The sequence below is a fragment of the Flavobacterium sp. 38 genome, assembly GCF_057799715.1.
In genome coordinates, this window is record NZ_JBYNWZ010000009.1 from 69,722 (window position 1) to 96,309 (window position 26,588).

A 26,588-nucleotide genomic window follows, 5' to 3' on the forward strand; every position below is an offset into this window, starting at 1 on the left:
GAAACATAGATTTGAGTTTTAAATAAAAAGAGGTAAAAGAAAAAACTAGTTTTCACACATAGCCAAACTATGTGCACTTAGATTAGTGAAACGCCTTCTATACGCAAAGAAAAACTATGTTTCTATGTGTTAAAAATTACACCCAACAGATTAAAACATATTCATTATATAAAACCAAAAAATGAAAAGTAACATTATAAAATCATCTGCATTATTATTTACAGCATTAGTTGTATTAAGCGGTTGCGAAAAGAAAAAAGAAGAAACTGCGAAACCAGAAATCGAACCTAAAGTTGAAACTTTCCTTTTAGCGAAAGAAAAACTGACTACAGAATTGCGTTTGCCAGCAGAATTAACAGGTTTTCAACAAGTTGATTTGTATGCAAAAGTGAGCAGTTTCGTAAAAACCTTAAAAGTTGATATTGGTTCTAAAGTAAAAAAAGGACAGCTTTTAATTGTTTTGGAAGCACCAGAAATTAGTTCGCAATTGGCTGCTGCCGAATCGAGATTAAAATCGATGGAAGCGATTTACGCAACCAGCAAAAGCACGTACAACCGTTTGTACGAAACAAGCAAAGTGGAAGGAACAATTTCTAAAAACGATTTAGAAATGGCAAGCGGTAAAAAGAATTCGGATTACGCACAATATCAGGCCGCAATTGCAGCACACAAAGAAATCTCGATTATGAGAGGTTATCTTGAAATTCGTGCGCCATTTGACGGAGTTGTAGCGGCAAGAAATGTCAATTTAGGAACATTTGTTGGGCCGGCAGGAAAAGGATCTGATTTGCCTTTATTGACGATTCAGGAGCAGAGTAAATTACGTTTGGCGGTTTCGGTTCCGGAGTTGTACACAGGATATCTGCATCCGGGCGACGAAATGAGTTTTAACGTAAAGTCGTTACCGGAAACTTTCACTGCAAAAATCACCAGAATGTCTGGCGCATTAGATTTAAAACTACGTTCTGAAAGAGTCGAAATGGACGTTCACAACACCAAAGGAAATTTACTTACTGGAATGGTTGCCGAAGTTTTATTACCGCTTAACGCGAAAGACAGCACATACGTAATCCCGAAAACGGCTTTAGTAAGTTCTGCAGAAGGGCTGTATGTGGTAAAAGTAGTCAACCACAAAGCCACCAGAATTGACGTTAAAAAGGGAAGAGAAATCGACGATAAAGTTGAAATATTTGGCGATTTAACCCCAAATGATAAATTGGTAAAAATTGCCAGCGAAGAAACTAAAGAAGGAGATCATATAAACGAATAACCTGCGTTTAGCCTTTTTAGTAGATTACCATTAACTGTACGCATTCGTTAGAATGCAAATCTAAAAATTTGCCTAAGGACAGTTCCTCTTTTTGGAGGGACTGTTTTTTTTGCTTATTAAACAGGTAAAAATACGCAGTTATTTAGACTAACAAATTGGTATTTTTGAAAAAGAATAATATTAAATAAAGATTCGTTAATACAAACAAATTTGCATAAATTTTTGCTGCTTTTTAGCGAGTATATAATTTAGTTACCATCTAAATACGAGTAATTATGAACGCAGTCTTTGGAACAATTTTAGAAAATCTTCGTGCAATTGAAATAGTTGAAGCTTCGACTATTGATGTTTTTAAAAAAGATCGAACCAATACAGGCGATTCTAAAGAACTAACAGTTAGCCAATTTATTGAAAGATATTTACCATCCGATTACAGAGTAAAGAAAGGAATCATTTATTCATTAGATAGCCAATCAAATAATATAGATTGTGTTGTTCTGGCTCCAAATCATCCGGCGCTTAATACTCCAGTACGTGAAGTTATACTTGCTGAAGGGGTTTATGCGGCTATTGAGGTAAAGCCCGATATAACAGTATTAACAGATAAAGGCGAATTTAATAGAGGTTTATCTCAAATTCAATCCGTTAAAAATTTATCGCGAGAAACTGACATCTTGGATTTAAGTGAATTGACTAATAAACCAAAAAAATCTGATTATTATAAAAAGATTCCATCTATTATTTTTAGCCATAAATCTGCTGATCCCAAAAAAACAATTGAATTTATAAGAAAAAAAGTTGAAAATGGTGAATACAAAAGTGATGAACTCCCTGATTTAATTGTTAGTCTTGATAATGGAATAATAATGTATACACCAGATTTTTCTTCTAACTCAATTTCAAAAGGGTTCCCTGATGAAGTAAAAGCAATCTATGGAGAATATGTATTTACTCATTTTGAAACCAATAGTAGGGAAGAAACATTAGCATTATTCTTAGTTCTTTTCTTAGGTCTAACTCCTCCAACTATGATGCTCAGTAAATTTATAATTACTGATTATTTAAGAAAAATCGACATAAAATTTAGAAAGACTTTTTATCCAATTTTGTTAGATCTAACAAAAACAAAAGAATCTTTAGAAAAAGTAAAAGAATTTCTGGAAAAAACAAAAAATAAAAACGGAAACCAACACTAATACAAGAAATCTGGGCAATAGATTTAATGAAAAAATGATTTGTGTCAAACTATATTGTAAATTAAAAGAATGAGTTTAGTTTAGTCCCAAACCTCACTAAATGAGCGATCATCATAAGGTGACAATTGGAAAAATTTAAAAACATCAAGATTATGAGATTTTTTTTTGTATCAATGATTTTTTTAACGGCAATTTCTGTTTTTGCCCAAACTACATCTGACACACCAAGTCAAAATATTTCTACAGATAGTAATGTTGAGTATAGGTTATTCTCTACAAAAAACTTGTATACATTTATTAAACTGAACACAAAAAATGGACAAATGTGGCAAGTTCAGTGGTCTACTAAAGGTAATGAATTTGAAACCCCTTTATCCTTATTAACTAGAGTTACAAAAGAAGAAGAAAAAAATGGAAGATTTTTTCTTTATCCGACAACGAACGTATATAATTTCATTTTGCTTGACCAAATTGATGGACGCGTATGGCAAGTTCAATGGTCAGCTGAAGCCAAAGACAGACTTCTTCTACCAATAAATTAAAAGTTATGACTGTTAGTTATGAAATTTTTAAGTGAAAAAGAATTCATTAAAAATTAAATAACTTATAAAAATAATCAAAAGAAGGTTTTCCGTAATAATTAGATGATGGTTGGTTTTAAGTTTACCTATTATTAACCTTAATTATTTAAATTATGGCATTACCATTAGGAACAACCAGGAAGACTGGTGAAACATGTCCTGAATCAGGAGTTTGGGAGGCACAGTCTTCTCCATCAACAACTATACCTCTAGCTAGAGGTAATCAATTTCCTCCTTACAACAACAAAGCTGTAACGTGGAAGTTAATTCGATATGCTTAAAAGTATATTGTTTGTTTTTAAGACTTCCAGAAATGGAAGTCTTATTTATTAGAAAAATAACGATCAAATAAAAATACATGAAAAAATCGAATATTATACTTATAGTTTTTGCTGTTATCATTTTGGCAGCAGTTTTAACCAATCCAAGTAGTGAAGAACATAAACAAGCTGTAAAATCAGTAATAAATCAAGTTGTTCAGAATTCTATCTCAGAAAATGGTTCTGATATGGAAAAATTAGGAATTTTGTTTGGAAGTTCATTGGCAGAAAAATTAATTGAGAATTCTGTAACTCGTGACAATTATGTACTATTTTCAATTACTAAAATTACTTGGCAAGGCAAAAGCAAAAATATTGGATACGGTCTATTTGGAAATGTTTTTCTTTCTGAAAAAGTAAATAAAGCATTTAATAATGATGAAATAAACAGCTATGAAAATAGTTCAGAAGCAGTTGATACTATGGCTGTAAGTGTAGATTCAATGGCTACAGAATAACTCGATAGTCGGTATCTCGACAATAGCTAAAACCTCGATCCCAAAAAATCGAGGTTTTTCCATTTCACAACTTTTACTCTTCACTCAAATAAGGATTCAAAATCTCCGCCAATTCATTGAGCCAATAATAATTGTCTTCAAAATTTGCTAGTCCGATTTGGAGGGTTTCGTGTTGGCCTGAGACGCCGAGCGCTAAAATGCAGTTTACTTGTCTTAATATTTTAGCCATATCTTCGGGATCGATAATATGGTTAAAAAAATCAATCAGCCTTGTTTCGGCTTCTCTGGAAAGGGTGTTTGTTTTCATAAAGTGAAGAATTTAAGAAAAACCCTCGCGCCTTAGCAGTCTTACGCTTCTTCACGGCGTCAAAGTCCTTTCGGAGCTTTACTACATAGCACAAGGGCAAATTTTAATGCGTTCTTAATGTGAAGATTTAAGAACTACAAACGTAAGAAAAATACATTTAAAAATAAATATTTTCTTACAATATTGTTTCTATATTTCTTGGCTTTATAATATACCAAATGTATAAAATCGTGATTAGAAATTGTGATTTAAAATGGTATGTTTTGTATTTAAGAAAGTCCCAGCGGGGACAAAATAGGTATAGAAAACAATTCAGTCCATTTCAAAAGAGCCCCAGCGGGGTGAAATCTTATTTACGATATGTCGCTACGCTGGAGCTTTTGTACGATACGTATTATAAATCTATAAATATTTCATTCCTCCGGAATTTTTAACTACTGAAATATTCTGGTAACATGTGTCCTTCCAACACGTTTCGACGGATTAAAATCCATCGCTACAAAATTAATCGAGCCTATGGCTCTTGTTGAAATTCCGTTAGGAATGATTTATTTTGTAGCCCGGGATTTTAATCCCGGGTTAATGAATCCCAAAATTAAAAAGAACCTATCGCTCAGATCTTCTTCGAAACGATAGCGCGGATTTGCAATCCGTGCCCGTAACGATAAGTAAATATTAAAAGTAAAAAAATCCAAGCCAAGCCAATCTTTGTGGGCACGGATTGCAAATCCGCGCTATCGAACGGAATCAATATCAGAATTACTATTTTCGCTTTAACTAAATAATTTTTATAAATTGTAATTTAATAAGCATTTTAAACATTATGATTAAAAAAATCTTCTTTCTTTCCATTATTACTTTTTCATCATGCGAGAAAAGTGAATTCGAAAATTTACTTTCTAATCCAGACAAAAAATGGTGTTATATAAGCAATAATAAATATGATAAAAAGGGTATTATAAATTGGTACATGAAATTTTATACAAATGGAGATTTTGAAAATCGATCTGTAACAAATAATCAGAAACTTATTTTATTGGACGGACAATATAAAGATTGCTTTTGGAAATATTCTAAAAATGATAGCATTCTAGAATTATGCGATTCTCGATATAAAATTTTAAAATACGAAAAAGATACAATTCATCTTATGGCATTAAAAGATAATTTTAAATGTTTATTTATAAATTATAATTCAAAGAAATAAGAAAGAAAAATCGACAGCGCAGATCTTTTTCGCAACGATAATCTAATATTAAAAGTAAAAATTACAGCGAAGCCAATCTTTTGTGGACACGGATTGCAAATCCGCGCTATCAGAAAGTTTTTTGTCATTTCGACTGAAAGGAGAAATCACACAAGAAACTCCGTTCCAATTATCGCCAATCTTTGTCGAATCCCGCGTGTGATTTCTCGTCCCTCGAAATGACAAACTAAACGCATTACCCATGATTGTGTCATTTCGACCGAAAGGAGAAATCGAACTAGAAACTCCACTCCAATTATCGCCAATCTTTGTCGAATCCCGCGTGTGATTTCTCGTCCCTCGAAATGACAAACTAAACGCATTACCTGTGATTGTGTCATTTCGACTGAAAGGAGAAATCACACTAGAAACTCCACTACAATTATCGCCAATTTTTGTCGAATCCCGCGTGTGATTCTCGTCCCTCGAAATGATAAAAAAAACATGTATATTCGTACAAAAAAAATAAAATGCTAAATCCTCAAATTGGTTTTCATAGTTACTACGTTTATATCATCACCAATGAACATCGCACTTCTTTTTATATCGGCGTAACAAATAATTTACGGAAGAGGCTCGCAAAACACAAAGAAAATATTGATTTAAACATCAATTCTTTTGCTGCAAAATATAATATTCAATTTTTAGTTTATTACGAAAAATTCACATGGATACAAGAAGCAATTATGAGAGAAAAAGAATTAAAGAAATGGAGGCGCGATAAGAAAATTGAATTGATACGAGAATTTAACTCGAATTTTGAATTTCTTAATTTTCGTTTTGAGTGATTTTATGTTCTTACGAAGATTATTGCGCAAAGTATTTGTCATTTCGACCGAAGGGAGACTCGAGCGATAGCGAACAGGCGAAGCAAATCACACAAGAAGCTCCGCAAAGTATATCGCCAATGTTTGTCGATCAGCGAGTGTGATTTCTCCCTTCGGTCGAAATGACAAACTGAAACTGACTATTACAACAAAAAAAATGCAAGACCAAAATTGATCTTGCATTTTTGCAATTTTATAAATCTAAAAAAAACTTTTTACGCTCTCTGGCGCTCGTGTATTCCTTCTTTAATTTCTTCTACCATTTTTTTATTAAAAGCGGGTAAATCATTTGGATTTCGGCTGGTTACTAAACCTTGGTCTACGACAACTTCTGAGTCTTCCCATTGTGCTCCAGCATTTTTCAAATCGTTTTTGACAGAGAAAAACGACGTTACTTTTCGACCTTCTAAAACATCAGCATCTACCAGAATTTGTGGTCCGTGACAAATTGCTGCTACTGGTTTTTTACTTTTAAAAAACGAACGTACAAAATCTACTGCAGCTTCTTCTCTTCTTAATGAATCGGGGTTTAAAACGCCGCCCGGAAGAACCAAAGCATCGTAATCGGCTTCATTGGCTTGATCTAATACGACATCGACATTATATTCGTTGCTCCAATTTCCGTCTTTCCAAGCTTTAATTGTTCCTGATTTTAAACTTACAATATCTGCATTCCAACCTTGCTCTTCAAGATAAGCTTTAGGAGATGCTAATTCTGATTCTTCAAATCCGTTTGTAGCTAATATGGCTATATTCTTTTTCATAATTTAAGTATTTAAAACGTTATTAATTTTGATTTACCTAAAATTACTTATTTCAAAAAGCCAGCGAAAACAGATGGTGTTAAAGGTTTCTTTAATAAAAGTTAATTAACTAAAGACCAATTATTTATTAAATATTAAATCAGAATTATATAAAATTGAAGTCACTTTAGTTTACTATTTTATAGCTAAAAAACTTTGTGCCTTAGCGTCTTAGTGGCAAAAAAAAATAATTCCGTATATTTGATACTATGCAGGAAATGATATCGATAAAAACTTTTGCCGAAGCAGAAGAACTTCAGAATCCGAGACGTGTTTTAAGATACGTTCTGATTTTCTGTACTGCCGGCGAAATCACGGTTTCTGTAGATGAAAGAGGATATACTGATTCCAAATACGGTTTTAACGATTACTTCTGGTCAGATTCATTCTTTTACAGACAACAAAAATGCAGAGGGCTTTGTTTTAGAATTCACTTATAATTTCTTTTGCAAAGATGACTACGATATGGAGTTGATTTTTCATAACGGGTTATTCTGTCATTTTGCAATGAATGAAATTATTTTGGTTGATAACAGCCAAATTGTTATCAATCAGCTAAATGAAATTACAAAAGAATTAAGTGAGCAGCCTTATCAATATCTCATTTCGGTTCACAGCAGAATCGAGCTGATTCTGGTAGAAATCAACCGAACTAAAATTAATCGTGGAGACGAAATCTATAAACCGGAGGCATTGTTTCTCCATTTTCTAGAAACTGTTTTAAAGAATTTCGATAAAAATCTTTCTGTTGCCGAAATTGCCGGTTTGATTGGCACAACAGAATCTAAGCTTAACGAACTTTCTAAACTGCATACCAGTAATACAGCACAAAATGTCATTTACGGATTGATTATTTCTGAGGCAAAACGTCTTTTAAATTACGAGAAACTTTCGGTCAAAGAAACCGCTTATGCTTTGGGTTTTAATGATCCTTTTTACTTTTCGAATTTCTTTAAAAAACACACCAATGTTTCTCCTAAAACGTATAAGGAAATGTTTTGATTACTAATGTGTATTTTGTGTAACACATTGAAAAATAAAAAAACTAGTTACATGCTTTTTCCAGAATTCTCTATTCTTTAAAATTGGCCACTCTCCCATCTTTGTATTGTTATTATTTAAAAGAATTTAAAAACAATAAAAATGGAAAAGCAAATCACAAGAACAAACGAAATCAATTGGAAACCACTTATAGAAGAAGGTGTAAACACAGACGGAATTTCTGTAAAAGCTTTATGTTTTGATCCAGTCGCGAAAAGACCTACAGCATTTTTATCCAAATTTGAAGCAGGAGCTTCTTACCCAAATCACATTCATCCCGCGGGAGAGCAAATTTACGTTTTAGAAGGCGAAGTCCGTTCGGGTAAAGACGAATTAAAACAAGGCGATTATTTGTATATGCCTCCAGGAAGTACGCATTCTGTGTATTCTAAAACGGGTTGTGTTTTATTGTTTATAGTTCCAGAGGAAGTTGTGATTTTGAAGTAAATCTTTTTATTAAAATTCAACAATTTGTCATTTTGACCGAAGGGAGAAATCGCACTCGTATATCGACAAAGATTGGAGAATTACTTTGCGGAGTTTCCAGTGCGATTTCTCCCTTTGGTCGAAATGACAAAATCATAACTAATTAATATTAATCACCTCAAATCCTTCTTAATCACCAAATATTTCAAATTGATATTTCCCGCATTTCTAATTCCGTGTTCGGCATTTGGCGGGCAATATAAACTGGTATTTGGACCAACAACAACGGTTTTTCCGTCTAAGAAAAAAGAAGCAGAACCTTCGAGTATATAAAAGAATTCTTCCTCAGGATGATGATGCGGAGCATGTGTAGATTTTCCAGGTTCGACGATGCTCATTTTAAGCGTATTTTCCTGAGTGAAGTTTTTATCACCAAACCAATATTGATAACCGACTTTGGTTTTCGTGGCTTTGTCTAATTCAAAATGATTGACGCAGTTTTCTATAGTGTATTTTATTTCTGGTGCTTTTTCTTTGGCTTCTTGAGCGGAAGCTAGTTGTAGAAATAAAATTGCAATGGTGGTTTTGAGGATAGTTAGTGGTTTCATTTTTTATTGTAATGTTACGAAAAAAATAAATACAGATATGTGTATCGTGCTTTTTGTCATCTTGATCCCGAAACTTCGGGAGAAGAATCGCAATAGAAATTCCACAATCAGAATCACCAATCTTTGTGGAGTTTCTGGCGTATGCTTCGACTCCGCTCAGCATGACAAACTGGATATAACAACATAAAAGAGCCATCGGCTCGACCAATTTTGTAGGCCGGGATTTTAATCCCGGTATATTATAGAATTCCAATAATCAAAAAAATCCGTTGGATCGAAACATATTGGCGTTTTATATGTTCCGTTCCTACGGAACTCTTTCGTGGTGCAATTCTCGTGATTCAACGGATTAAAATCCGTTGCTACAATATTGACCATTCCTGTCGGAATTTTTATTGACTAAATGTGTAAAAATTATTAAAAACTATAATTCTACAGATAAAAGTTCTTTACCTAAGGCATGCAAAGCATTTTCAATTTTTAATCGCTGTTCTTGTTTCGGGTTTCTATGTCCAGAAGCGTAATGTTGTATCTGCTTTTGATTGATACCTGTTATTCTTTCTAATGCCGAATTTGTAAATATACCTTTGTAATAACTTAATAAACTAGCTGTATCAAATTTATAAACCAACTCATATTCTTTATTCAGAAAATCTGGTTTATTATCACCATCCAATTCTTTTAGCGTTTCAATACAATCTAATATGTCTTGTTTGCAATCTTGAACTGTCTCACCACCTCCTACAATTGCTGCTTCATTTTCGGCATGTCCCCAAAAACCGTCTTCATTTCTTTCGATAATAATTTTAATTGTTTTCATTTCTCAACTTATATTTCAAATTATAATCCCATTTCTTTTCTTAGTTTGATCTCCAATCCTTTTCCTAACTCTTTAGATCCGTGATTGGGAATAACAACTTGTTTACCTTCTTTCTCGTAGATTTCATGACTACCTTTACCTTGTCTCAAGAATACCCAACCATTTCGAACTGCCTCTCTAATAAATTCTCTCGATTTCATTTACGTCGTTTTACAAAGATAGTGATTTTACTATCATAACATTTAGATTTTCAAAAAAGCAAATGTAATAACAAAACAATTAAAAGTAAGAAAATTTTTATATTTAATAGTTTTAGAAAATTATGAAAATAGTACCTTCTCTCCTAGCCCCGATCGAAACGGCATCCTTTTTCTGGCTTCTTTAGACAGAAAAAGATATAGTGTAGAGCGGGACAAAACTCGATGAAAACGAAAAACGTTGTGCTTCCAAAAAATATTCGCAAAACAAAAAATCTAGTAAAATAAGTACTTCACAAGCTTTTTTAAAATGCTTATTGTACGATAAGAAAATATTATGATAAAAATATTTTGTAATTCGAAAAACCGTCATACATTTGCCTAACAGTGTTAAACGATTTAATACTCGAATAAAATGGCTAGCAAAGATCGAATTTTAAGACAAAAAGAAGAGACAAGAAATAATATTCTTGGCGCCGCTTATGATATCGTAAAAGAAGAAGGCTGGAATGGTTTGAGTATGCGTAAAATTGCCGATAAGATCGAATATACTGCTCCTATTATTTATGAATATTTCTCGAATAAAGAAGCAATTTTAGAAGAACTTACAGGCAAAGGTTTTGTAAAACTGACTAAAGAATTGCAAACTGCAATCGACAAGTTTGAAAAACCCGAAGACCAATTGGAAGCCATGTGGATGACGTATTGGGACTTTGCTTTTACTAATACTGAATTGTATCAGTTAATGTTTGGTGTCCAGATGACCTGTTGCGCACAGCGATGTTCGGCTCAGGAGGGACCTTACAAATTATTCACTCAGGTTATTGCTGAAGTAATGAAAGACAGCAATCCGAGTCAAGATATCATAAAACAAAAGTACTTCACTTTCTTTTCTGTTATTCATGGCTTAATTGCCATTAATATCATTAACAAAAGTGACATTTTAGAAACAATTAATGCCCAAATTTTGAAGGATGCCATTGGTGGTATCATCAAATCAATACAATAAAAATTTTTTCAAGTTTTACTTAACGGTGTAAAATAATTTAATCGGATAATATAAAATCCTTTTTTTTGAAACATTTACTTAACACTGTTAGAAAATTTAATAAAGGTAATAAAAGCTCTTTTTTTAGACTTTTACTTAACGATGTTAGATAATTTAATACCGATTTAGAAATAAACTTGGCAAGGCTTGCTGTATGGAAATTTGCGCACTTTTACTTAACAATGTTAGATAATTTAATCCAATTAAATATGAATCCCGAGAATGCCAAAATGCCCAAAGAATTAATCCGAGAAAATGTTCAACCAATTAAAACCACGATTAAAATGAAAAATGTAATTATAACCAGTTTTATTCTGGCATTAGTTTTAAGCAGCTGTGCCGATAAAAATCAAGGTCCTGCTGCTCCGCCTCCACCAGTTTTACCAGTTTTGGCGATCACAAGTGCAAATACAACTACTGACGCTGAATATCCTGCTTCTATACAAGGAACTGTTGATGTTGAAATTCGCCCACAGGTAAGCGGAAACCTTGACAGAATTTATGTTGATGAGGGAGCTTACGTAAGCAAAGGACAAACTTTATTTAAAATCAATGAGCGTCCGTTTCGCGAACAGCTAAACAACGCTGTAGCAAGTCTTCATGCGGCTGAAGCGGCTTTGATTAACGCTAATTTAGAAGTTGATAAACTGACTCCTCTAGTACAAAATAAAGTAGTTTCTGATTATCAGTTAAAAACGGCTAAAGCTTCCCAAAAAATTGCTGCCGCTAATATCGAGCAGGCAAAAGCAATGGTAGGTTCGGCTAAAATTAATTTAGGATATACCAATGTTACGGCTCCAGTAAGCGGCTACATTGGAAGATTGCCTAAAAAACAAGGAAGTTTGGTTTCTGCATCTGATGTTGAAGCTTTAACAACACTTTCTGATGTTCATGAAGTTTTTGCTTATTTCTCTTTGAGCGAAACAGATTTCATCAACTTTAAATCGAAATATGCTGGGAATTCTTTAGGTGATAAAATCAAAAAATTACCTCCGGTTAACTTGATTTTAGCTGATAATACCGATTATCCAAAAACAGGAAAAATCGATATGGTTGACGGTCAGTTTGATAAAACTACTGGCGCGATCACGCTTAGAGCGACTTTCCCAAATACAAACGGAACCCTTCGTTCTGGAAACACAGGAAGAATCCGTTTAGGATTAAATCATGATGATGCAATTTTGGTTCCACAGTCGGCTACAGTTGAAATGCAGGATAAAGTATTCGTGTTTACTGTTGGAAAAGACAACAAAGTAACCAAAATGCCTATTACCGTTATCGGGAAAAACGGTACGAATTATTTAATTAAAGACGGTGTACATGCTGGAGATCAAATCGTATTGAGCGGTATTGACAAATTACAGGACGGACAAGCGATTCAGCCTGAAAAATCAACTAAAGTTGCCGAAGTAACTAACAAAAAATAATCAAAAGAAATAATGTTCAAAATATTTATACAAAGACCGGTACTCGCAACTGTTATCTCCATTCTGTTGGTGATCTTAGGGGTACTGGGTTTAACTAAACTGCCTTTACAACAGTTTCCAGATATTGCGCCACCATCGGTTTTGGTAACGGCGGTATATCCGGGAGCGAATGCAGAAACGGTTTTACGTTCTGTGGCACCTTCTCTTGAAGAGTCTATAAATGGTGTAGAAAACATGACTTACATGAGTTCTACTGCGAGTAACGATGGTACTTTGGCAATTACTGTTTTCTTTAAACTGGGAACAGATGCCGATCAGGCAGCGGTAAACGTTCAGAACCGTGTGGCACAAGCTACGAGTCAGCTTCCTGCGGAAGTTGTTCAGCAAGGTGTTATCACAGCAAAACAACAAAACTCTTTCATCATGGCGATTGGTATGTATACCGATGATGAAGCGAAATACGATCAGACTTTTGTTGCGAACTACGCTCAGATTAATATTATTCCGGAATTAAAACGTATTCCAGGTGTGGGTTCTGCCAGTATTTTTGGTGGTGTAAAAGATTACTCTATGCGTGTTTGGTTAAACCCAACGCAAATGGCAACGCACAATGTTACGCCAAGCGAAGTGATGGGCGCTATTCAGGATAAAAGTTTGGAAGCGGCTCCCGGGAAATTTGGAGAGCGAAGCAAAGAGGTTTTCGAATATGTAATTAAATACAAAGGAAAACTTACCAAACCAGAAGATTATCAAAATATTGCCATTCGTTCTAACGCAGACGGTTCTGTTCTTCGTTTAAAAGATGTGGCGAGAGTAGAATTAGGTGCTTACTCTTACAACAGTTTAACGCGTTTAAATGGTAAAAAAGGTATTGTAATTGGTGTGATTCAGTTAGCGGGTTCTAACTCCAATGACATTCAGATTGCAATTAATAAAATGATGGAAAAGGCTTCTAAAGATTTTCCAAAAGGCATAAAACACAATATATTTTACAGTACAAAAGTTTCTCTAGACCAATCTATCGAACAAGTGGAACATACTTTGGTCGAAGCTTTTATTCTGGTATTTATTGTGGTATTTATTTTCCTTCAGGATTTTAGATCAACTTTAATCCCGGCTATTGCTGTACCTGTAGCAATTTTAGGAACGTTCTTCTTCATGCAGTTATTCGGATTCTCGATCAACTTGTTAACGCTTTTCGCATTAATTCTGGCGATTGGTATTGTGGTCGATGACGCCATTGTCGTCGTAGAAGCCGTGCATGCGAAAATGGAGCACAAAAAGCTGTCTCCAAAAATCGCCACTCATGAAGCAATGCACGAAATCACGGGTGCTATTATCTCGATTACGCTGGTAATGGCTGCTGTATTCCTGCCGGTTGGTTTTATGGAAGGCTCAACAGGAGTTTTCTATCGTCAGTTTGCCTTTACGATGGCAATTGCAATTGTAATTTCAGCTGTTAATGCCTTGACTTTGAGTCCAGCGCTTGCTGCTCTGTTCTTAAAAGATAATCACGGAGCTCATGATCACGATGCAGCTTATGAGAAAAAAGGATTTAAAGAAAAATTCTTTACCGCTTTTAACAGCAGTTTCGAATCGCTGACGAATCGTTATGTAGGCGGAATCAAATTCTTAATCAGAAAAAAATGGTTGAGTTTAGGCGGATTAGCAGCCATCACTCTTGCAACTATTTTATTGGTAAAAACAACTCCTGCTGGATTTATTCCAACAGAAGATCAAGGATTTATCGCGATTGCAGTAAACACGCCATCGGGAACTTCGCTTGACGGAACTCAAAAAGTAATGACCGAAGCCGAAAATACTTTAAGAGGTTTAGATGCTTCAAGATTCGTAACAGCGATTTCTGGTTTTAACTTATTGACCAATTCAACAAGTCCATCTTCTGCGGTAGTTTTCGTTTTATTAAAACCAAACGAAGAACGTGGAGAAGTGAAAAACATTGACGAAATCATGAATCAGGTTCGTGGAAAACTAGGTTCAATTTCTGGCGGAAGTTTCTTCGTATTCAGTTTCCCAACCGTTCCTGGATTTAGTAACGTCGAAGCTTTGGATTTAGTGCTGCAAGATAAAACGGGAGGAAAACTGGATAAATTCTCTGGAATCTCTCAAAACTTCATCGGCGAATTAATGAAACGTCCGGAAATTGCAGTTGCTTTTACCAGTTTCAAAGCAGATTATCCTCAATTACAATTGGATATTAATGATGAAAAAGCGAATCAGTTAGGTGTAAATGTAAAAGACATTTTACAAACTATGCAGGCTTATTTTGGTAGTGCACAGGCATCAGACTTTAACCGATTTGGTAAATATTACCGAGTGGTAGTTCAGGCTGATATCGCCGACAGAGCCGATCCAACTGCGATTGACCGTGTTTTCGTTAAAAATAAAAACGGCGAAATGGTGCCGATAAATACTTTAGTAAAACTAACTCGTATTTATGGTTCTGAAACCGCTTCCAGATATAATTTGTTTAACTCAATTTCTATTAATGCGATTCCGAAACCTGGATTTAGTTCCGGAGATGCCATTAAAGCAATTGAAGAAGTAGCAGCTCAACAATTGCCTGCAGGTTACGGGTTTGAATTCTCGGGCCAAACACGTGAAGAGATTTCTTCTGGAGGACAGTCTGCAACTATATTTTTACTGTGTTTGATATTCGTTTATTTCCTACTTGCTGCACAGTACGAAAGTTACATTCTGCCTCTGGCTGTAATCTTATCAATTCCTGCAGGTATTTTTGGAGTATTTGTGGCTATTGGTTTAACTGGAATCGAAAATAACATTTACGTACAAGTTGCCTTAGTCATGCTGATCGGACTTCTCGCCAAAAATGCCATTCTGATTGTGGAATTTGCGGTGCAGAAACGAAAATCAGGACAGGCTTTAGTCAAAGCTTCTATTGAAGCGGCAAAATTACGTCTGCGACCAATTATCATGACTTCTCTTGCCTTCGTTGTTGGTTTAGTGCCAATGATGAGTGCAAAAGGGCCATCAGCTCAGGGAAATCACTCGATTAGTATTGGAGCAGCGGGCGGAATGCTTTCAGGAGTAATTCTAGGTTTGTTTATCATTCCGGTATTATTCATAGTATTCCAGCACTTACAAGAAAAATTCAGCGGCAAACCAGTTGCTGTCATTCATAATGAAGAAAAATAAAATATGGAAAACTATATCACAACCATTTTAATTGCCATCCTATTTGGCATCGGATATATATCGTACAGAATCTCAAAAGATCTTGAAACCAAAAAAGATATTTGTACAGAAATTTAAGCTGTTAGGAGATTATTTTTTAACACATAGAGACATAGAATTTTATGTTGCATGTAGCGAAAAAGAGATTAGAAGAAACTAGTTTCCACACATAGTAACTATGTGTATTTAGACAAGTGAAACGCCTTTTAAAAGTTTCTAAAAACTATGTTTCTATGTGTTAAAAAAATCAGCCCAACGGATAAAAAATCTAATAAAAAAACAATGAAAAATTATATAACCAAAATCGTGACCTTCGCCATTCTGATCACGACTTTAATATCCTGTAAAGTCTCTAAGGATATTGAAACTCCAAAAGATGCATTTCCTGAGAATTTCAGGAATGCATCGGTTTCGAGTGATACAACCAGTATTGCCGATATTGAGTGGAAAAACTTCTTTACAGAAAAAGATATTATCACGTTAATCGACAGCGCGGTTACCCGAAATAATGATCTGCTTATTGCACAAAAAAACATCGAAATTGCGCAATACAGATTTACACAATCGAAATGGGGAAATGTTCCTCAGGTGAATTTATTTGTAAATGCCAGCACCAGCAATCCTTCAGACAATAGTTTTACAGGAATGAACTTGAATCAGGCTTTAGGCGCTAAGCATATTGACGACTATTCTGCTGGAGCTTCACTTTCTTGGGAGGCTGATATTTGGGGAAAGATCAGAAACCAAAAGAAAGGGGCTTACGCAGGATATCTTCAATCTGAAGAAGTAAAAAAAGCATTGCAGACTAATATCGTGGCAAATGTTTCTAGAGGATATTACAATCTTTTGATGCTGGACGCTCAGTTAAAAATTGCTCAGCAAAATTTAAAGTTAAACGACAGCACGACTAAAATCATCAAATTGAAATACGATGCTGGTCAGGTCACAACTTTGGCAATTCAACAATCTGAAGCACAAGAATTAAACTCAAAACAGTTGATTCCGTTATTGGAGCAGAATATTGCGATTCAAGAAAATGCTTTAAGTGTTTTAACTGGTTCTTTCCCAAATTCAAAACAAAGAACGGTGGTTTTAACTGCACTTGAAGTGAAAACGAATCCGTCTATTGGAATTCCGTCTTCATTAGTAAGCAGAAGACCCGATGTAAAAAGTGCAGAATTAGCGCTTAAAGTTGCCAACGCAAATGTCGGTATCACGAAAGCGGATTTATACCCAGCTCTCAGAATTACGGCACAAGGCGGTTTAAACTCTTTCGAAACGAGCAGCTGGTTCAATATTCCGGCTTCTCTTTTCGGAACCGTTGCAGGTGGTTTAACTCAACCAATTCTGAACAATAAAAAAGTGAGAACGCAATATAATATCGCTGTCGCGGAAAGAGAAAAAGCGGTTTTAGCTTTCAGACAACAGGTTTTAATTGCTGTAAGCGAAGTTTCTGATGCTTTGGTGAAAGTGGAAAAGTTACAACAGCAGGAAACTTTCCTTAAAGAAAAAGTAAAAACGTTGCAACAAGCCATTAAAAACTCCAACTTGTTATTCCAAAACGGTTTAGCAGAATATCTGGAGGTTCTAACTGCTCAGGCAAACTTACTGCAAAGCGAATTAGAATTAGCAGACATAAAAAGACAACAACTTACAGCCAACACCGATTTGTATCGCGCATTAGGAGGAGGCTGGAAATAATACCCGTTACCCGTTAATTATTTATTTTTTGAGATGAAAACGCTGTGAGACTTTTTGGTTTCATGGCGTTTTTTGTTTTATCACGAAGTTTTTTTTTGCCACGAAGGCACTAAGGCACGAAGTTTTTTTTGCCACAGATTGTTAGGATTAAAAAGGATTTTTTTTTTAAGCGACAAATTTCAAATTTTCACGAATTATTCTTTTAAGTTTATTCTCATTTTGTCCTCCTGAGCGGAGTCGAAGGATGCGTACAGTAACCACAACAATCTACTCTTGCTTTTGTCATCCTGAGGAGCGAAGGATCTCCGCAAGAAACTCGACAAAGATTGGCGATTTACTTTTGGAGCTACTTTGCGTGTTCTTCGACTCCGCTCAGAAAGACATAAAATGAGAAGGAAATTTGTGTAAATTTGTGAAATTAGTGGCAAAAAGAAACTTTGCGTCTTAGAGCCTTCGTGGCAAAACCAAAAACAATTATGCTTTTCAATAAAGAAACATACCTCAACAATCTAAAATTATACTTCGAAAGTTACGCTCCTATTTCTGAAAAGTCATGGAAATTGATTGAAAACTTGACACATTTCCAGACAATCAAAAAAGGAGAAATAGTATTGGAAAATGGGGAAATCTGCAAAAATCTTTATTTTATTGCAAAAGGAATTCTGCGAACTTTTATTACCGATCAACAAGGAAATTTTTATAACAAAAACCTTTTTTTCGAAAATAGACTTGCCTGTTCTAAAGTTTCATCAATGTTGCAAACTCCTTCCAGTTTTACAATTGAAGCTCTAGAAGATTGTATTTTAATCAATCTCAATTACCAAAAATACATCGCGTTGATCAACGAAAACAATGATCTTAAAAGCTTCTATATTGCCTATTTGGAAAAAAACTGGATTATTGAAAAAGAACAAAATGAGATTGCTCTGGTTATGCAAAATGCAACTGAAAGATATTTAAGTCTGCTTCAAAAAAATCCAAATATTGAAGATCGTGTTCCGTTATTGCACATTGCGTCACATTTAGGCATTACTCCAACACAATTAAGCCGAATCAGAAAAAGTTTAGAAAAAAAAATTGTAAATCAACATATGTAAAGGTTTTCTACAAATGTCAATTTTATCTTTGTTCTACTATTTAAAATGAATTACCAAAAATGGAAAATACAAACCTTATAAAAGATAATATAGACAATCTTACTGCACTTTGGAAAACGGTTGCTACTCCACTCCTTTCTTATCATAAAAACGATCCGTTTGAAGTTATTCAGATAAAAAATTCTGGCTGGCCAAACCGAGTATGGTTTCGAGAAGATATTACAGAAGAAAATCTACCTCAGATTCTTGAAATTATAGAAAAGAACCCAGGCATAATAATTCCGTATTGGGATATTTTTGGAAGCGGTTCTAATGAAATTTTCGAGAAAAACGGATTTAAAACACGTATTCAACTCGTTGCAATGGCTTTGAAACTGGGAGAAAAATTTCCGCTTGAAAATAATCTTACTTTCAAAAGAGTTTTAAATGAAGAAGATGCGAAAACTTGGACCGATATTTATCCGTTGTCTTTTAGTTATGTGATCAGTAAAGAAACACTGACTCATAATTATGAAAATGCTAAATTTTATTTAGTTTATTTGAACGAAAAACCAATCGGAACTCTTACTCTTTTTCAAACGGGAAACGTAATGGGAATTCATGGCGTTGGTGTTATTCCAGAAATGCGAAAAAGAGGTTTTGCAGAAGAAATCATGAAATTTGCCATCAACAAAGCGATTGACGCCAATGCCGAATATGCGCAATTGCAAGCTTCTCCTTTAGGAAAAAACATTTATACGAGATTAGGGTTTGAGGATTTGTTTATGATTACGAATTACTTTTTGGATTAAATTTCAATTAATAAATTCTAAATTTCAAATTCCAAATTCCAAAAGAATCCGGAGGATTCACATATTTATAGCACGCAATTCCTATCGCAGACATGTGACCCCGAAGGGGTCATACTTGCGTAGCATAATAGAATTCTATAAATATTTGAATCCTCCGGATTCTTTATATGCAAACCTAAAATTTTTGCTCTCATTTTATGTCTTCCTGAGCGGAGTCGAAGGACACGCACCGTAACCACACAGAATGGATTTAGCATGAGAATCCTTCGACTTCGCTCAGGAGGACAAAACTTTGTCGAGCTACTTGCGAAGATCCCTCGTTCCTCGGGATGACAAAACTTTGTCGAGCTACTTGCGAAGATCCCTCGTTCCTCGGGATGACAAAACTTTGTCGAGCTACTTGCGAAGATCCCTCGTTCCTCGGGATGACAAACTGTACGTTAACGTCACAACAACAACAACAACAACAACAACAACAACAACAACAACAACAACAACAACAAACAATAATCTAAAATCTACCCTCTAAAATCTAAAATAAAGAATTGTCCCAAATGCCCCTAAAATAGTCGTAAATGTGTATTTCGTTTCAATAGAACAATTAGTTACATTTGTAATACATTAACTAATAACTATTTAAAACAAATACCCAATGAAAACAACGAAAATCATTTTCTGGACTACTACAATCCTTATTTTTTTATTTGAAGGCGTTATGCCGGCTTTAACTTCTCAGTCTGAAATGGCTAAAGAAGGAATCAGACATTTAGGCTATCCGGAATATTTCGGAAATACATTAGTTGTATTTAAGATTCTTGGAGTTTTAGCCTTAATTATTCCGCAAGTGCCGGGACGTGTAAAAGAATGGGCTTATGCAGGATTTGCTTTTGATTTTATCTTTGCTTCAATCAGTCATTTTGCTGTAGATGGAATTGATTTTCAAGGTTTCTTTCCTTTAATCGTTCTGGCGATTTTAATTATATCATATGTAACATATCACAGAATACAGCGTTATAAAAACATAGCGCTCTAAAAACCAAAACTTTATGATAATTGAAATTTTTAAAACAAATGTTCAAGAAGAATCTCAATGTGCGATAATCATTGAGAAGCTTCTTGAGCATTATCCAAGCAGCTCGATCAACTTCGACTTAGAAGATTGCGACAAAATCCTGCGTATTCATGCACCCAACTTTTCGAATACCAAAATCATCGACATTTTAAATTCGCACGGTTATTTCTGCGAAGCCCTTCCTTAAAAAATTAACACTTCACAAACTACTGATATATAGTGTTTTAATATTTTTTGTAGTATATTTGAAGGAGTATCATTTCCCCTAATTCTATAAATTTAATTTTTCACAGATAATGCACTGAGGTTTTTATTGAACCAATCGGTAAACATCTGCTATCGAATTTCCAATTTCTAAAATTAAAAAAAATGAAAAGTGCTATTCAAAATACCATACTAGAAACCTACAGTAAATTAGACGAACTGGTTTCAACTTTTTCAAAAGATGAAATCAATATTGTACCGTTTGAAGGGAGCTGGACTGCGGGACAAACTACACAGCATATTATTCTAGCCTGCTCTGGTCTGACCAGCCTTTTTGCCGGAAAAACAGAAAAAACAAATAGAGAGCCTGACGAAAACGTCAAACAGCTCGACGCTATTTTTTTAGATTTTGATACCAAATACCAATCGCCCGAAAACATAAAACCTCCTGATATAGTGTATGAAAAAGATACGCTGCTGGCTTCTGTCAAAAAAATACAAAATGATTTATTTGAAGCAGCAGAAACTTACGATTTGACACTGACGTGCTTGGATGCCAAAGTACCCGGTTTTGATTATTTCACGATTTATGAATGGCTTCATTTTGCAATCGTGCATACGCAGAGACACACCCGTCAGATAAAATCGATTTACGAACATATCAAAAAATAATCGATCACAATTAAAATCAAAACTATTTTTATGAGATCAAAAGTAAAAACCATTGTTTCATCTGGTTTAGTTGCAGGAACATTAGATATTACTGCTGCCATTTTGATTTACGCGGGAATACTGCATAAAACAACAGCTGAAAAAATTTTACAGTCTATTGCAAGTGGCATTTTTAAAAAACAAGCCTATACGGGTGGAGTAGAAATGACTTTTGTGGGTTTGGGACTTCATTTCTTAATCGCTTTTATTTTTGCCTGGTTTTATTTTAAAATTTTTCCCTACATCCCATTTTTTAAAATAAACACTTTACTTTCGGGAGTTTCATACGGATTCTTTATTTGGGTCATAATGAATCTAGTGGTTCTACCGATCGTATTTCCCGTATTACCCGAAAAGAATTTAGATTTTCCGCTCTTACTTTCTATTCTAATCGTAATTTGCTGCGTCGGAATTCCGATTGCGTTTATAACGAGAAAGTATTATGCGAAATGGTATTGAGAAAAAGTGACAAAGAGACAAAGGTACAAAGTGGCAAAGTCACTAAAAAACTTTGTCTCTTTGTCACTTTGAATCTCTGAACCTTAAAACTACACCTTCGTTCTTCCTGTTATTAATGAAATAACAAACAATACTATAAAGATAAAGAATAAAACTTTTGCGATTCCTGCGGCTCCGGCGGCAATACCTCCAAAACCAAAAATTCCGGCTATAATAGCAAGAATGATAAATATAACTGTCCAACGTAACATAATATCGATTTTTAAGTTCTTAAATATGACTGTTTATAAGCCTTTTTTGTTTATTTCAAAGTTCTTTTATTCCTACAAATCTTGTTAACTCGATACACTTTATTATTATCCCAATAAATTAATAACCACGCCAAGCATAGTGCGACTTTCACTATTATTTCAAAGTCTTACAGAATTACCATATTAATGCTTTTGAGTTAATTTTTTGATCGATTGGATTAATCGTGACTTCATTGCTGAAGTAATTTCACATAAAATTTCAAAGAACAATGGAAGTGTTATGAAACATGGTAAGTAGTCTTCCCTACAGGAACTTCCATTTTTGATGATCAACTATACTATTTTAATTATTGCGCTGCCGATCATAAGATTGCGGCGGCATCTTTGAACCTTAACGAGTTATTAACCGAACTTAAAAATGTATCCACATGAAAACAATATCAAATAAATCCAAAATCGTTTTTTTATCTACTTTTCCGCCTACGCAATGTGGCATAGCAACCTATACTCAAGATACCATTAAAGGAATCACAGATGTTTATGGTAAATCTATCAAATGCGAAATATGTGAACTTGTTGATAAACCTAAAGAAGAGCCAACACAAGCATTTACCTTAAACACAAAAAATAGAGAAGAGTACGCTAAAGTCGCCGAGGAAATTAATCAGGACGAAACGGTAAAATTGGTGCATATTCAGCACGAATTTGGTTTGTTTTCAGGAAATTACGGAGATCATCTTTTAGATTTCTTAAATGTTATTAAAGCACCTGTTACGTATACTTTTCATAGCGTAATTCCGAATCCAAATGACGAATTGAGAACATTCGTGAGGTTACTGCTGAGTTATAGCAATTCGGTTTTTGTAATGACGAATAAATCAAAAGAAATCCTAATTAATGACTACGACATCAATGAAGAAATAATTACTTGCGTACCTCATGGAACTCATATTGTGATATACGAAACTCCACAGCAGGCAAAGGAAAAATTAAACATTCAGGACAGATTAGTGCTTTCAACTTTCGGGCTTTTGGGCGAAGGAAAGAATATAGAAACGGGTTTACAGGCTTTACCAAAAATTATCGAAGAAGCGCCAAACGCCTTGTATTTAATTATTGGAAAAACACATCCAAATTTAATTAAAGACGGAGTTGATACTTATAGAGATAAACTAGAAAGTATCGTTGCAGATTTAAATCTTCATGATAATGTTCGTTTTGTAAATCAATATTTAGACACCGACGAACTTTTAGATTATCTAAAAGCTACCGATATTTATATGTTCACTTCAAAAGATCCAAATCAGGCTGTAAGCGGCACTTTTGCTTACGCAATGAGCTGTGCATGTCCGATTGTGGCTTCAAAAATTCCGCATACCAAAGAAGTTTTGACTGCAGATTCTGGAATTTTGTGTGATATTGGAGATTCTGATCAATTTGCTGCAGCGGCAATTCAATTGATTAAAGATGAAAATCTACGACATGAAATGGGAATTAGTTCTTTTACCAAAATGAGAGCTTCATCTTGGGAAAATGTCGGAATTACGCAAATGAATACCTATAAAAAATTGATTAAAAATCCATCAGAAATCAAATACAGCTATCCTCCTATTCAGTTAAAACATATCAAAAAACTGACTACCGAATTAGGAATTATTCAGTTCAGTAAAATTTCTATTCCAGATTTAGATTCAGGATATACTTTAGATGATAATGCAAGAGCTTTAATCGCGTTTTGTATGCACTATAAACTGACTCAGGATAAGGACGATTTAGCTTATATTTTAATCTATTTAGATTTTATTCAGCGCTGCCAAAAACCAAAAGGAGACTTCATCAACTATGTCGATCAGGAAAACCGCGAACATGTAGAACAAAATGCAGAAGTAAATCTAGAAGATTCTAATGCGAGGGCTCTTTGGGCATTAGGAACTGTGGTTTCTATGTCTGATATTCTTCCTGAAGCGATTACCAAAAAAGCGACAACATGTTTATTGAATTCTTTAAAATGGGCAGAAACCATTCAGTCTCCGCGTTCAATTGGTTTTGCAACAAAAGGTTTGTATTTGTACCATTCTACAATTCCTAATTTGTACGTTGCGGCAATCATTAATAAATTGAATGCTAAACTGCTTGCCAATTATGAAAACACAGCTACAGAAGACTGGCAATGGTTTGAAAATTATCTGACTTATGGTAACGGAATCCTTCCAGAATCTATGCTTTATGCTTATTTGATTACCAATAAACCGGTTTACAAAAAAGTAGCTTTGGATTCTTTAGATTTCTTGATTTCTAAAACATTTGTAAAAGGAAATTTCAAAGCCATTTCAAATCAGAGCTGGCATCACAAAGGATCTGAGCCGGCACAATACGGAGAACAGCCAATTGATGTTACCTATACAATTCAGACTTTAAATGCATTTTATAATGCTTTTAAAACGCCTGAATACAAAAAGAAAATGAAAGCTGCATTCAACTGGTTTTTAGGAAAAAATCATTTAAATCAGATTATGTATAACCCAGTAAGCGGTGGCGGTTACGACGGACTTGAAAAAAATAATGTGAATTTAAATCAAGGTGCAGAATCTACTGTTTGCTTTCTAACTGCAAGATTATTAATGGAAAAATTAGCCATGTCACAGTCTCGTGTTATTCCTTTAATGAAATCACGAACTGGAGTAGCTATAAATTCTTAAAACATATTGAAGCTAACCAAATACTTCACTTTTTTTAAACCCTGAAAATCCCTTTTAACTAAAAGGGATTTTTTGTTTTTAGGAACGATGCAACGTCACTTTTATTTTTTTATTGTGCAGAAGCCGATGAAAATTATATAAACTTCCAAAAAAGTTGTATAAGATTTTTACTCTTAAAAAAGAGTAATTTCATATAGAGAAAATAGGCTTTTTACCATTCCTATTTTCATTTATATCATTCACCTTAAAACATACAATTTTGATTCTCGATATTAAAAATACATTCGCCGAAATTGGAGAAACCACAATATTCGCCAAAAGGTTTTTTAAGGAAGTTTTTATTCCGCCTTACGAGACCAGAGAATTTCTAAAACAGTGTTATGTTATAGGATACAAATCTCTGCCGCTGGTTGCCATTACAGGTTTTATTATGGGGTTGGTGCTTACGCTTCAATCACGTCCTACTTTGGTGAAATTTGGTGCAGAATCTTGGCTTCCAGGAATGGTCGCGCTTTCGCTAATAAGAGAAATTGCTCCTGTAATTACCGCTTTGATCTGTGCAGGAAAAATTTCGTCTGGAATTGGTGCCGAATTAGGATCAATGAAAGTAACCGAACAGATCGACGCCATGGAAGTTTCAGCGGTAAATCCGTATAACTATCTGGTTGTGACTCGAGTTCTTGCCTGTACTCTGATGGTTCCAATTCTAGTCTTTTTTGCCGACGCCATCGGAATTATTGGCGGTTATGTGGGCATTAACATTCACGGAGACGTAAACTTTTACCGTTTTTTAACCCAAATCGTCCAATCCTTAGAATATTTAGACTTGCTTCCGGCAACACTAAAAACTTTCTTTTTTGGATTTTTTATCGGAATTATTGGCTGTTACAAAGGTTTTAATGCTTCTAACGGAACAGAAAGTGTGGGACAAGCCGCCAATTCTGCAGTAGTTACAGCATCGCTAAGCATTTTTATTATCGATATGGTGGCTGTTCAAATAACCGACTTATTTTTTTAAGATGATGGAGGAAAAAATACATAAAGAACCTAAAAAAACAAAAGAGAAAGATCAGACTCCGATTATTGTGATTAAAGATCTTCATAAAACTTTTGGAAAAGATAATGCCGTTTTAAAAGGCGTAAATCTCACTTTGAATAAAGGCGAAGATTTGGTGGTTTTAGGACGTTCAGGATCTGGAAAATCGGTTACTATAAAATGCATTGTCGGATTGATTGAACCTGACAAGGGAGAAATTAAAGTCTTTGACGAAAATGTTCTTAATATATCCAAAAGCGAGCTGAATGAAATTAGAGTCCGAATCGGATTTTTGTTCCAAAGCGGGGCACTTTACGATTCGATGTCTGTTAGAGAAAATCTCGCTTTTACTTTAACTAAACACAAACGCGATCTAAGCCGTGAAGAAGTGGACAAAGAAGTAATGGAAGCACTGGAAAATGTGGGACTTGCTGAAGCCGTAGACAAAATGCCTTCTGAACTTTCTGGAGGTATGAAAAAAAGAATTGGCCTTGCCCGCACTTTAATTCTAAAGCCGGAAATCATTCTTTACGACGAGCCCACAACAGGTCTGGACACGATAACATCAAGAGAAATCAGTCAGCTGATTTTAGATATTAAACACAAACAAAAAACCTCTTCGATCATTATCACTCACGATATGGCCTGCGCAAAAATGACTGCTGATCGAATTGTGGTTTTAAAAGACGGTGTCATTCACGCCGAAGGAACATACGAAGAATTAGAAAAAGACGAAGACGAATGGGTACGCTCATTTTTTCAATAAAGCAAAATAA

General features: G+C 34.6%; 28 protein-coding genes. 22 read left to right on the forward strand and 6 right to left on the reverse strand.

The annotated features are described in order from the left end of the window. The first annotated feature begins 181 nt into the window (after positions 1 to 181). The 5 genes from AC3E9W_RS18835 (at position 182) to AC3E9W_RS18855 (ending at position 3,825) form a co-directional block, all read left to right on the forward strand. Entirely contained in the window at positions 182 to 1,270 is a 1,089-nt protein-coding gene (locus tag AC3E9W_RS18835; RefSeq protein ID WP_488769578.1) for an efflux RND transporter periplasmic adaptor subunit, read from the forward strand. 275 nt (positions 1,271 to 1,545) lie between these two features. Beyond that, a complete protein-coding gene (locus tag AC3E9W_RS18840) occupies positions 1,546 to 2,466 on the forward strand; it encodes a DUF6602 domain-containing protein (protein ID WP_488769579.1) in 921 nt (306 codons plus the stop codon). A gap of 152 nt (positions 2,467 to 2,618) precedes the next feature. Continuing rightward, on the forward strand, positions 2,619 to 3,008 hold the full coding sequence (locus tag AC3E9W_RS18845) for a hypothetical protein (protein ID WP_488769580.1): 390 nt from the start codon (positions 2,619 to 2,621) through the stop codon (positions 3,006 to 3,008). A 152-nt stretch (positions 3,009 to 3,160) separates the two neighbouring features. Continuing rightward, positions 3,161 to 3,328 carry a hypothetical protein gene (locus AC3E9W_RS18850; protein WP_488769581.1) on the forward strand — a complete coding sequence of 56 codons (168 nt, stop codon included), beginning with the start codon at positions 3,161 to 3,163 and terminating at the stop codon, positions 3,326 to 3,328. A gap of 77 nt (positions 3,329 to 3,405) precedes the next feature. Beyond that, positions 3,406 to 3,825, forward strand: a complete 420-nt coding sequence (locus tag AC3E9W_RS18855) for a hypothetical protein (RefSeq protein WP_488769582.1) — start codon at positions 3,406 to 3,408, stop codon at positions 3,823 to 3,825. Positions 3,826 to 3,898: 73 nt separating this feature from the next. Here the strand turns inward: AC3E9W_RS18855 and AC3E9W_RS18860 are convergent, their stop codons facing one another. Continuing rightward, positions 3,899 to 4,132 carry a hypothetical protein gene (locus AC3E9W_RS18860; protein WP_488769583.1) on the reverse strand — a complete coding sequence of 78 codons (234 nt, stop codon included), beginning with the start codon at positions 4,130 to 4,132 and terminating at the stop codon, positions 3,899 to 3,901. 823 nt (positions 4,133 to 4,955) lie between these two features. On the opposite strand from AC3E9W_RS18860, the gene AC3E9W_RS18865 reads away from it, so the two are divergent. Beyond that, positions 4,956 to 5,339: a hypothetical protein gene (locus tag AC3E9W_RS18865; protein WP_488769584.1), complete on the forward strand. Its 384-nt coding sequence runs from the start codon at positions 4,956 to 4,958 to the stop codon at positions 5,337 to 5,339. Between the two features lie 509 nt (positions 5,340 to 5,848). Continuing rightward, on the forward strand, positions 5,849 to 6,166 hold the full coding sequence (locus AC3E9W_RS18870; RefSeq protein WP_488769585.1) for a GIY-YIG nuclease family protein: 318 nt from the start codon (positions 5,849 to 5,851) through the stop codon (positions 6,164 to 6,166). Positions 6,167 to 6,420: 254 nt separating this feature from the next. On the opposite strand, the gene AC3E9W_RS18875 is transcribed toward AC3E9W_RS18870, so the two are convergent. Further along, a complete protein-coding gene (locus AC3E9W_RS18875) occupies positions 6,421 to 6,969 on the reverse strand; it encodes a type 1 glutamine amidotransferase domain-containing protein (protein ID WP_456895328.1) in 549 nt (182 codons plus the stop codon). Positions 6,970 to 7,335: 366 nt separating this feature from the next. Between AC3E9W_RS18875 and AC3E9W_RS18880 the strand changes: the two genes are divergently transcribed. Then, positions 7,336 to 8,010, forward strand: coding sequence for a helix-turn-helix domain-containing protein (locus tag AC3E9W_RS18880; RefSeq protein ID WP_488769586.1), 675 nt, complete (start codon positions 7,336 to 7,338; stop codon positions 8,008 to 8,010). A 141-nt stretch (positions 8,011 to 8,151) separates the two neighbouring features. Further along, a complete protein-coding gene (locus AC3E9W_RS18885) occupies positions 8,152 to 8,496 on the forward strand; it encodes a cupin domain-containing protein (protein WP_488769587.1) in 345 nt (114 codons plus the stop codon). A gap of 152 nt (positions 8,497 to 8,648) precedes the next feature. Here AC3E9W_RS18885 and AC3E9W_RS18890 read toward each other — a convergent pair whose 3' ends face one another. The 3 genes from AC3E9W_RS18890 to AC3E9W_RS18900 all read right to left on the reverse strand — a co-directional run bounded on the left by AC3E9W_RS18890 (position 8,649) and on the right by AC3E9W_RS18900 (position 10,103). Beyond that, entirely contained in the window at positions 8,649 to 9,083 is a 435-nt protein-coding gene (locus AC3E9W_RS18890) for a cupin domain-containing protein (RefSeq protein WP_488769588.1), read from the reverse strand. Between the two features lie 424 nt (positions 9,084 to 9,507). Beyond that, the gene (locus AC3E9W_RS18895) at positions 9,508 to 9,903 is read right to left on the reverse strand and encodes a type II toxin-antitoxin system HicB family antitoxin (protein ID WP_306159454.1); all 396 of its coding nucleotides are present in this window, start codon (positions 9,901 to 9,903) and stop codon (positions 9,508 to 9,510) included. Positions 9,904 to 9,923: 20 nt separating this feature from the next. Then, positions 9,924 to 10,103, reverse strand: a complete 180-nt coding sequence (locus AC3E9W_RS18900) for a type II toxin-antitoxin system HicA family toxin (RefSeq protein WP_488769589.1) — start codon at positions 10,101 to 10,103, stop codon at positions 9,924 to 9,926. A 412-nt stretch (positions 10,104 to 10,515) separates the two neighbouring features. Here AC3E9W_RS18900 and AC3E9W_RS18905 point away from each other — a divergent pair, with 412 nt between their 5' ends. The 10 genes from AC3E9W_RS18905 to AC3E9W_RS18950 all read left to right on the forward strand — a co-directional run bounded on the left by AC3E9W_RS18905 (position 10,516) and on the right by AC3E9W_RS18950 (position 21,826). Then, on the forward strand, positions 10,516 to 11,109 hold the full coding sequence (locus AC3E9W_RS18905; protein ID WP_306159458.1) for a TetR/AcrR family transcriptional regulator: 594 nt from the start codon (positions 10,516 to 10,518) through the stop codon (positions 11,107 to 11,109). 248 nt (positions 11,110 to 11,357) lie between these two features. After that, complete coding sequence (locus AC3E9W_RS18910; protein WP_488769590.1) at positions 11,358 to 12,575, forward strand: efflux RND transporter periplasmic adaptor subunit; 1,218 nt, start codon at positions 11,358 to 11,360, stop codon at positions 12,573 to 12,575. Between the two features lie 12 nt (positions 12,576 to 12,587). Next, positions 12,588 to 15,752, forward strand: coding sequence for an efflux RND transporter permease subunit (locus tag AC3E9W_RS18915; protein ID WP_488769591.1), 3,165 nt, complete (start codon positions 12,588 to 12,590; stop codon positions 15,750 to 15,752). A gap of 321 nt (positions 15,753 to 16,073) precedes the next feature. Then, positions 16,074 to 17,492 (forward strand): TolC family protein, encoded by a 1,419-nt coding sequence (locus AC3E9W_RS18920; protein ID WP_488769592.1) that lies wholly within the window; start codon positions 16,074 to 16,076, stop codon positions 17,490 to 17,492. Positions 17,493 to 17,968: 476 nt separating this feature from the next. Continuing rightward, positions 17,969 to 18,589 (forward strand): Crp/Fnr family transcriptional regulator, encoded by a 621-nt coding sequence (locus tag AC3E9W_RS18925; protein ID WP_488769593.1) that lies wholly within the window; start codon positions 17,969 to 17,971, stop codon positions 18,587 to 18,589. Between the two features lie 59 nt (positions 18,590 to 18,648). Further along, positions 18,649 to 19,380 (forward strand): GNAT family N-acetyltransferase, encoded by a 732-nt coding sequence (locus AC3E9W_RS18930; protein ID WP_488769594.1) that lies wholly within the window; start codon positions 18,649 to 18,651, stop codon positions 19,378 to 19,380. A gap of 652 nt (positions 19,381 to 20,032) precedes the next feature. After that, positions 20,033 to 20,413: a DoxX family protein gene (locus AC3E9W_RS18935; protein WP_488769595.1), complete on the forward strand. Its 381-nt coding sequence runs from the start codon at positions 20,033 to 20,035 to the stop codon at positions 20,411 to 20,413. A 13-nt stretch (positions 20,414 to 20,426) separates the two neighbouring features. Then, complete coding sequence (locus AC3E9W_RS18940) at positions 20,427 to 20,639, forward strand: hypothetical protein (RefSeq protein ID WP_488769596.1); 213 nt, start codon at positions 20,427 to 20,429, stop codon at positions 20,637 to 20,639. 182 nt (positions 20,640 to 20,821) lie between these two features. Then, complete coding sequence (locus AC3E9W_RS18945; RefSeq protein WP_306159472.1) at positions 20,822 to 21,328, forward strand: DinB family protein; 507 nt, start codon at positions 20,822 to 20,824, stop codon at positions 21,326 to 21,328. A 30-nt stretch (positions 21,329 to 21,358) separates the two neighbouring features. Next, entirely contained in the window at positions 21,359 to 21,826 is a 468-nt protein-coding gene (locus tag AC3E9W_RS18950) for a DUF1440 domain-containing protein (RefSeq protein WP_306159474.1), read from the forward strand. An 89-nt stretch (positions 21,827 to 21,915) separates the two neighbouring features. On the opposite strand, the gene AC3E9W_RS18955 is transcribed toward AC3E9W_RS18950, so the two are convergent. Continuing rightward, positions 21,916 to 22,077: a DUF1328 family protein gene (locus tag AC3E9W_RS18955; protein ID WP_306159476.1), complete on the reverse strand. Its 162-nt coding sequence runs from the start codon at positions 22,075 to 22,077 to the stop codon at positions 21,916 to 21,918. A gap of 428 nt (positions 22,078 to 22,505) precedes the next feature. On the opposite strand from AC3E9W_RS18955, the gene AC3E9W_RS18960 reads away from it, so the two are divergent. From AC3E9W_RS18960 to AC3E9W_RS18970, 3 genes are all read left to right on the forward strand, one after another. Continuing rightward, positions 22,506 to 24,776 carry a glycosyltransferase gene (locus AC3E9W_RS18960; protein ID WP_488769597.1) on the forward strand — a complete coding sequence of 757 codons (2,271 nt, stop codon included), beginning with the start codon at positions 22,506 to 22,508 and terminating at the stop codon, positions 24,774 to 24,776. A 259-nt stretch (positions 24,777 to 25,035) separates the two neighbouring features. Further along, a complete protein-coding gene (locus AC3E9W_RS18965) occupies positions 25,036 to 25,794 on the forward strand; it encodes an MlaE family ABC transporter permease (RefSeq protein ID WP_306159480.1) in 759 nt (252 codons plus the stop codon). Between the two features lie 4 nt (positions 25,795 to 25,798). Continuing rightward, on the forward strand, positions 25,799 to 26,578 hold the full coding sequence (locus AC3E9W_RS18970; RefSeq protein ID WP_488769636.1) for an ABC transporter ATP-binding protein: 780 nt from the start codon (positions 25,799 to 25,801) through the stop codon (positions 26,576 to 26,578). Positions 26,579 to 26,588 lie beyond the last annotated feature (10 nt).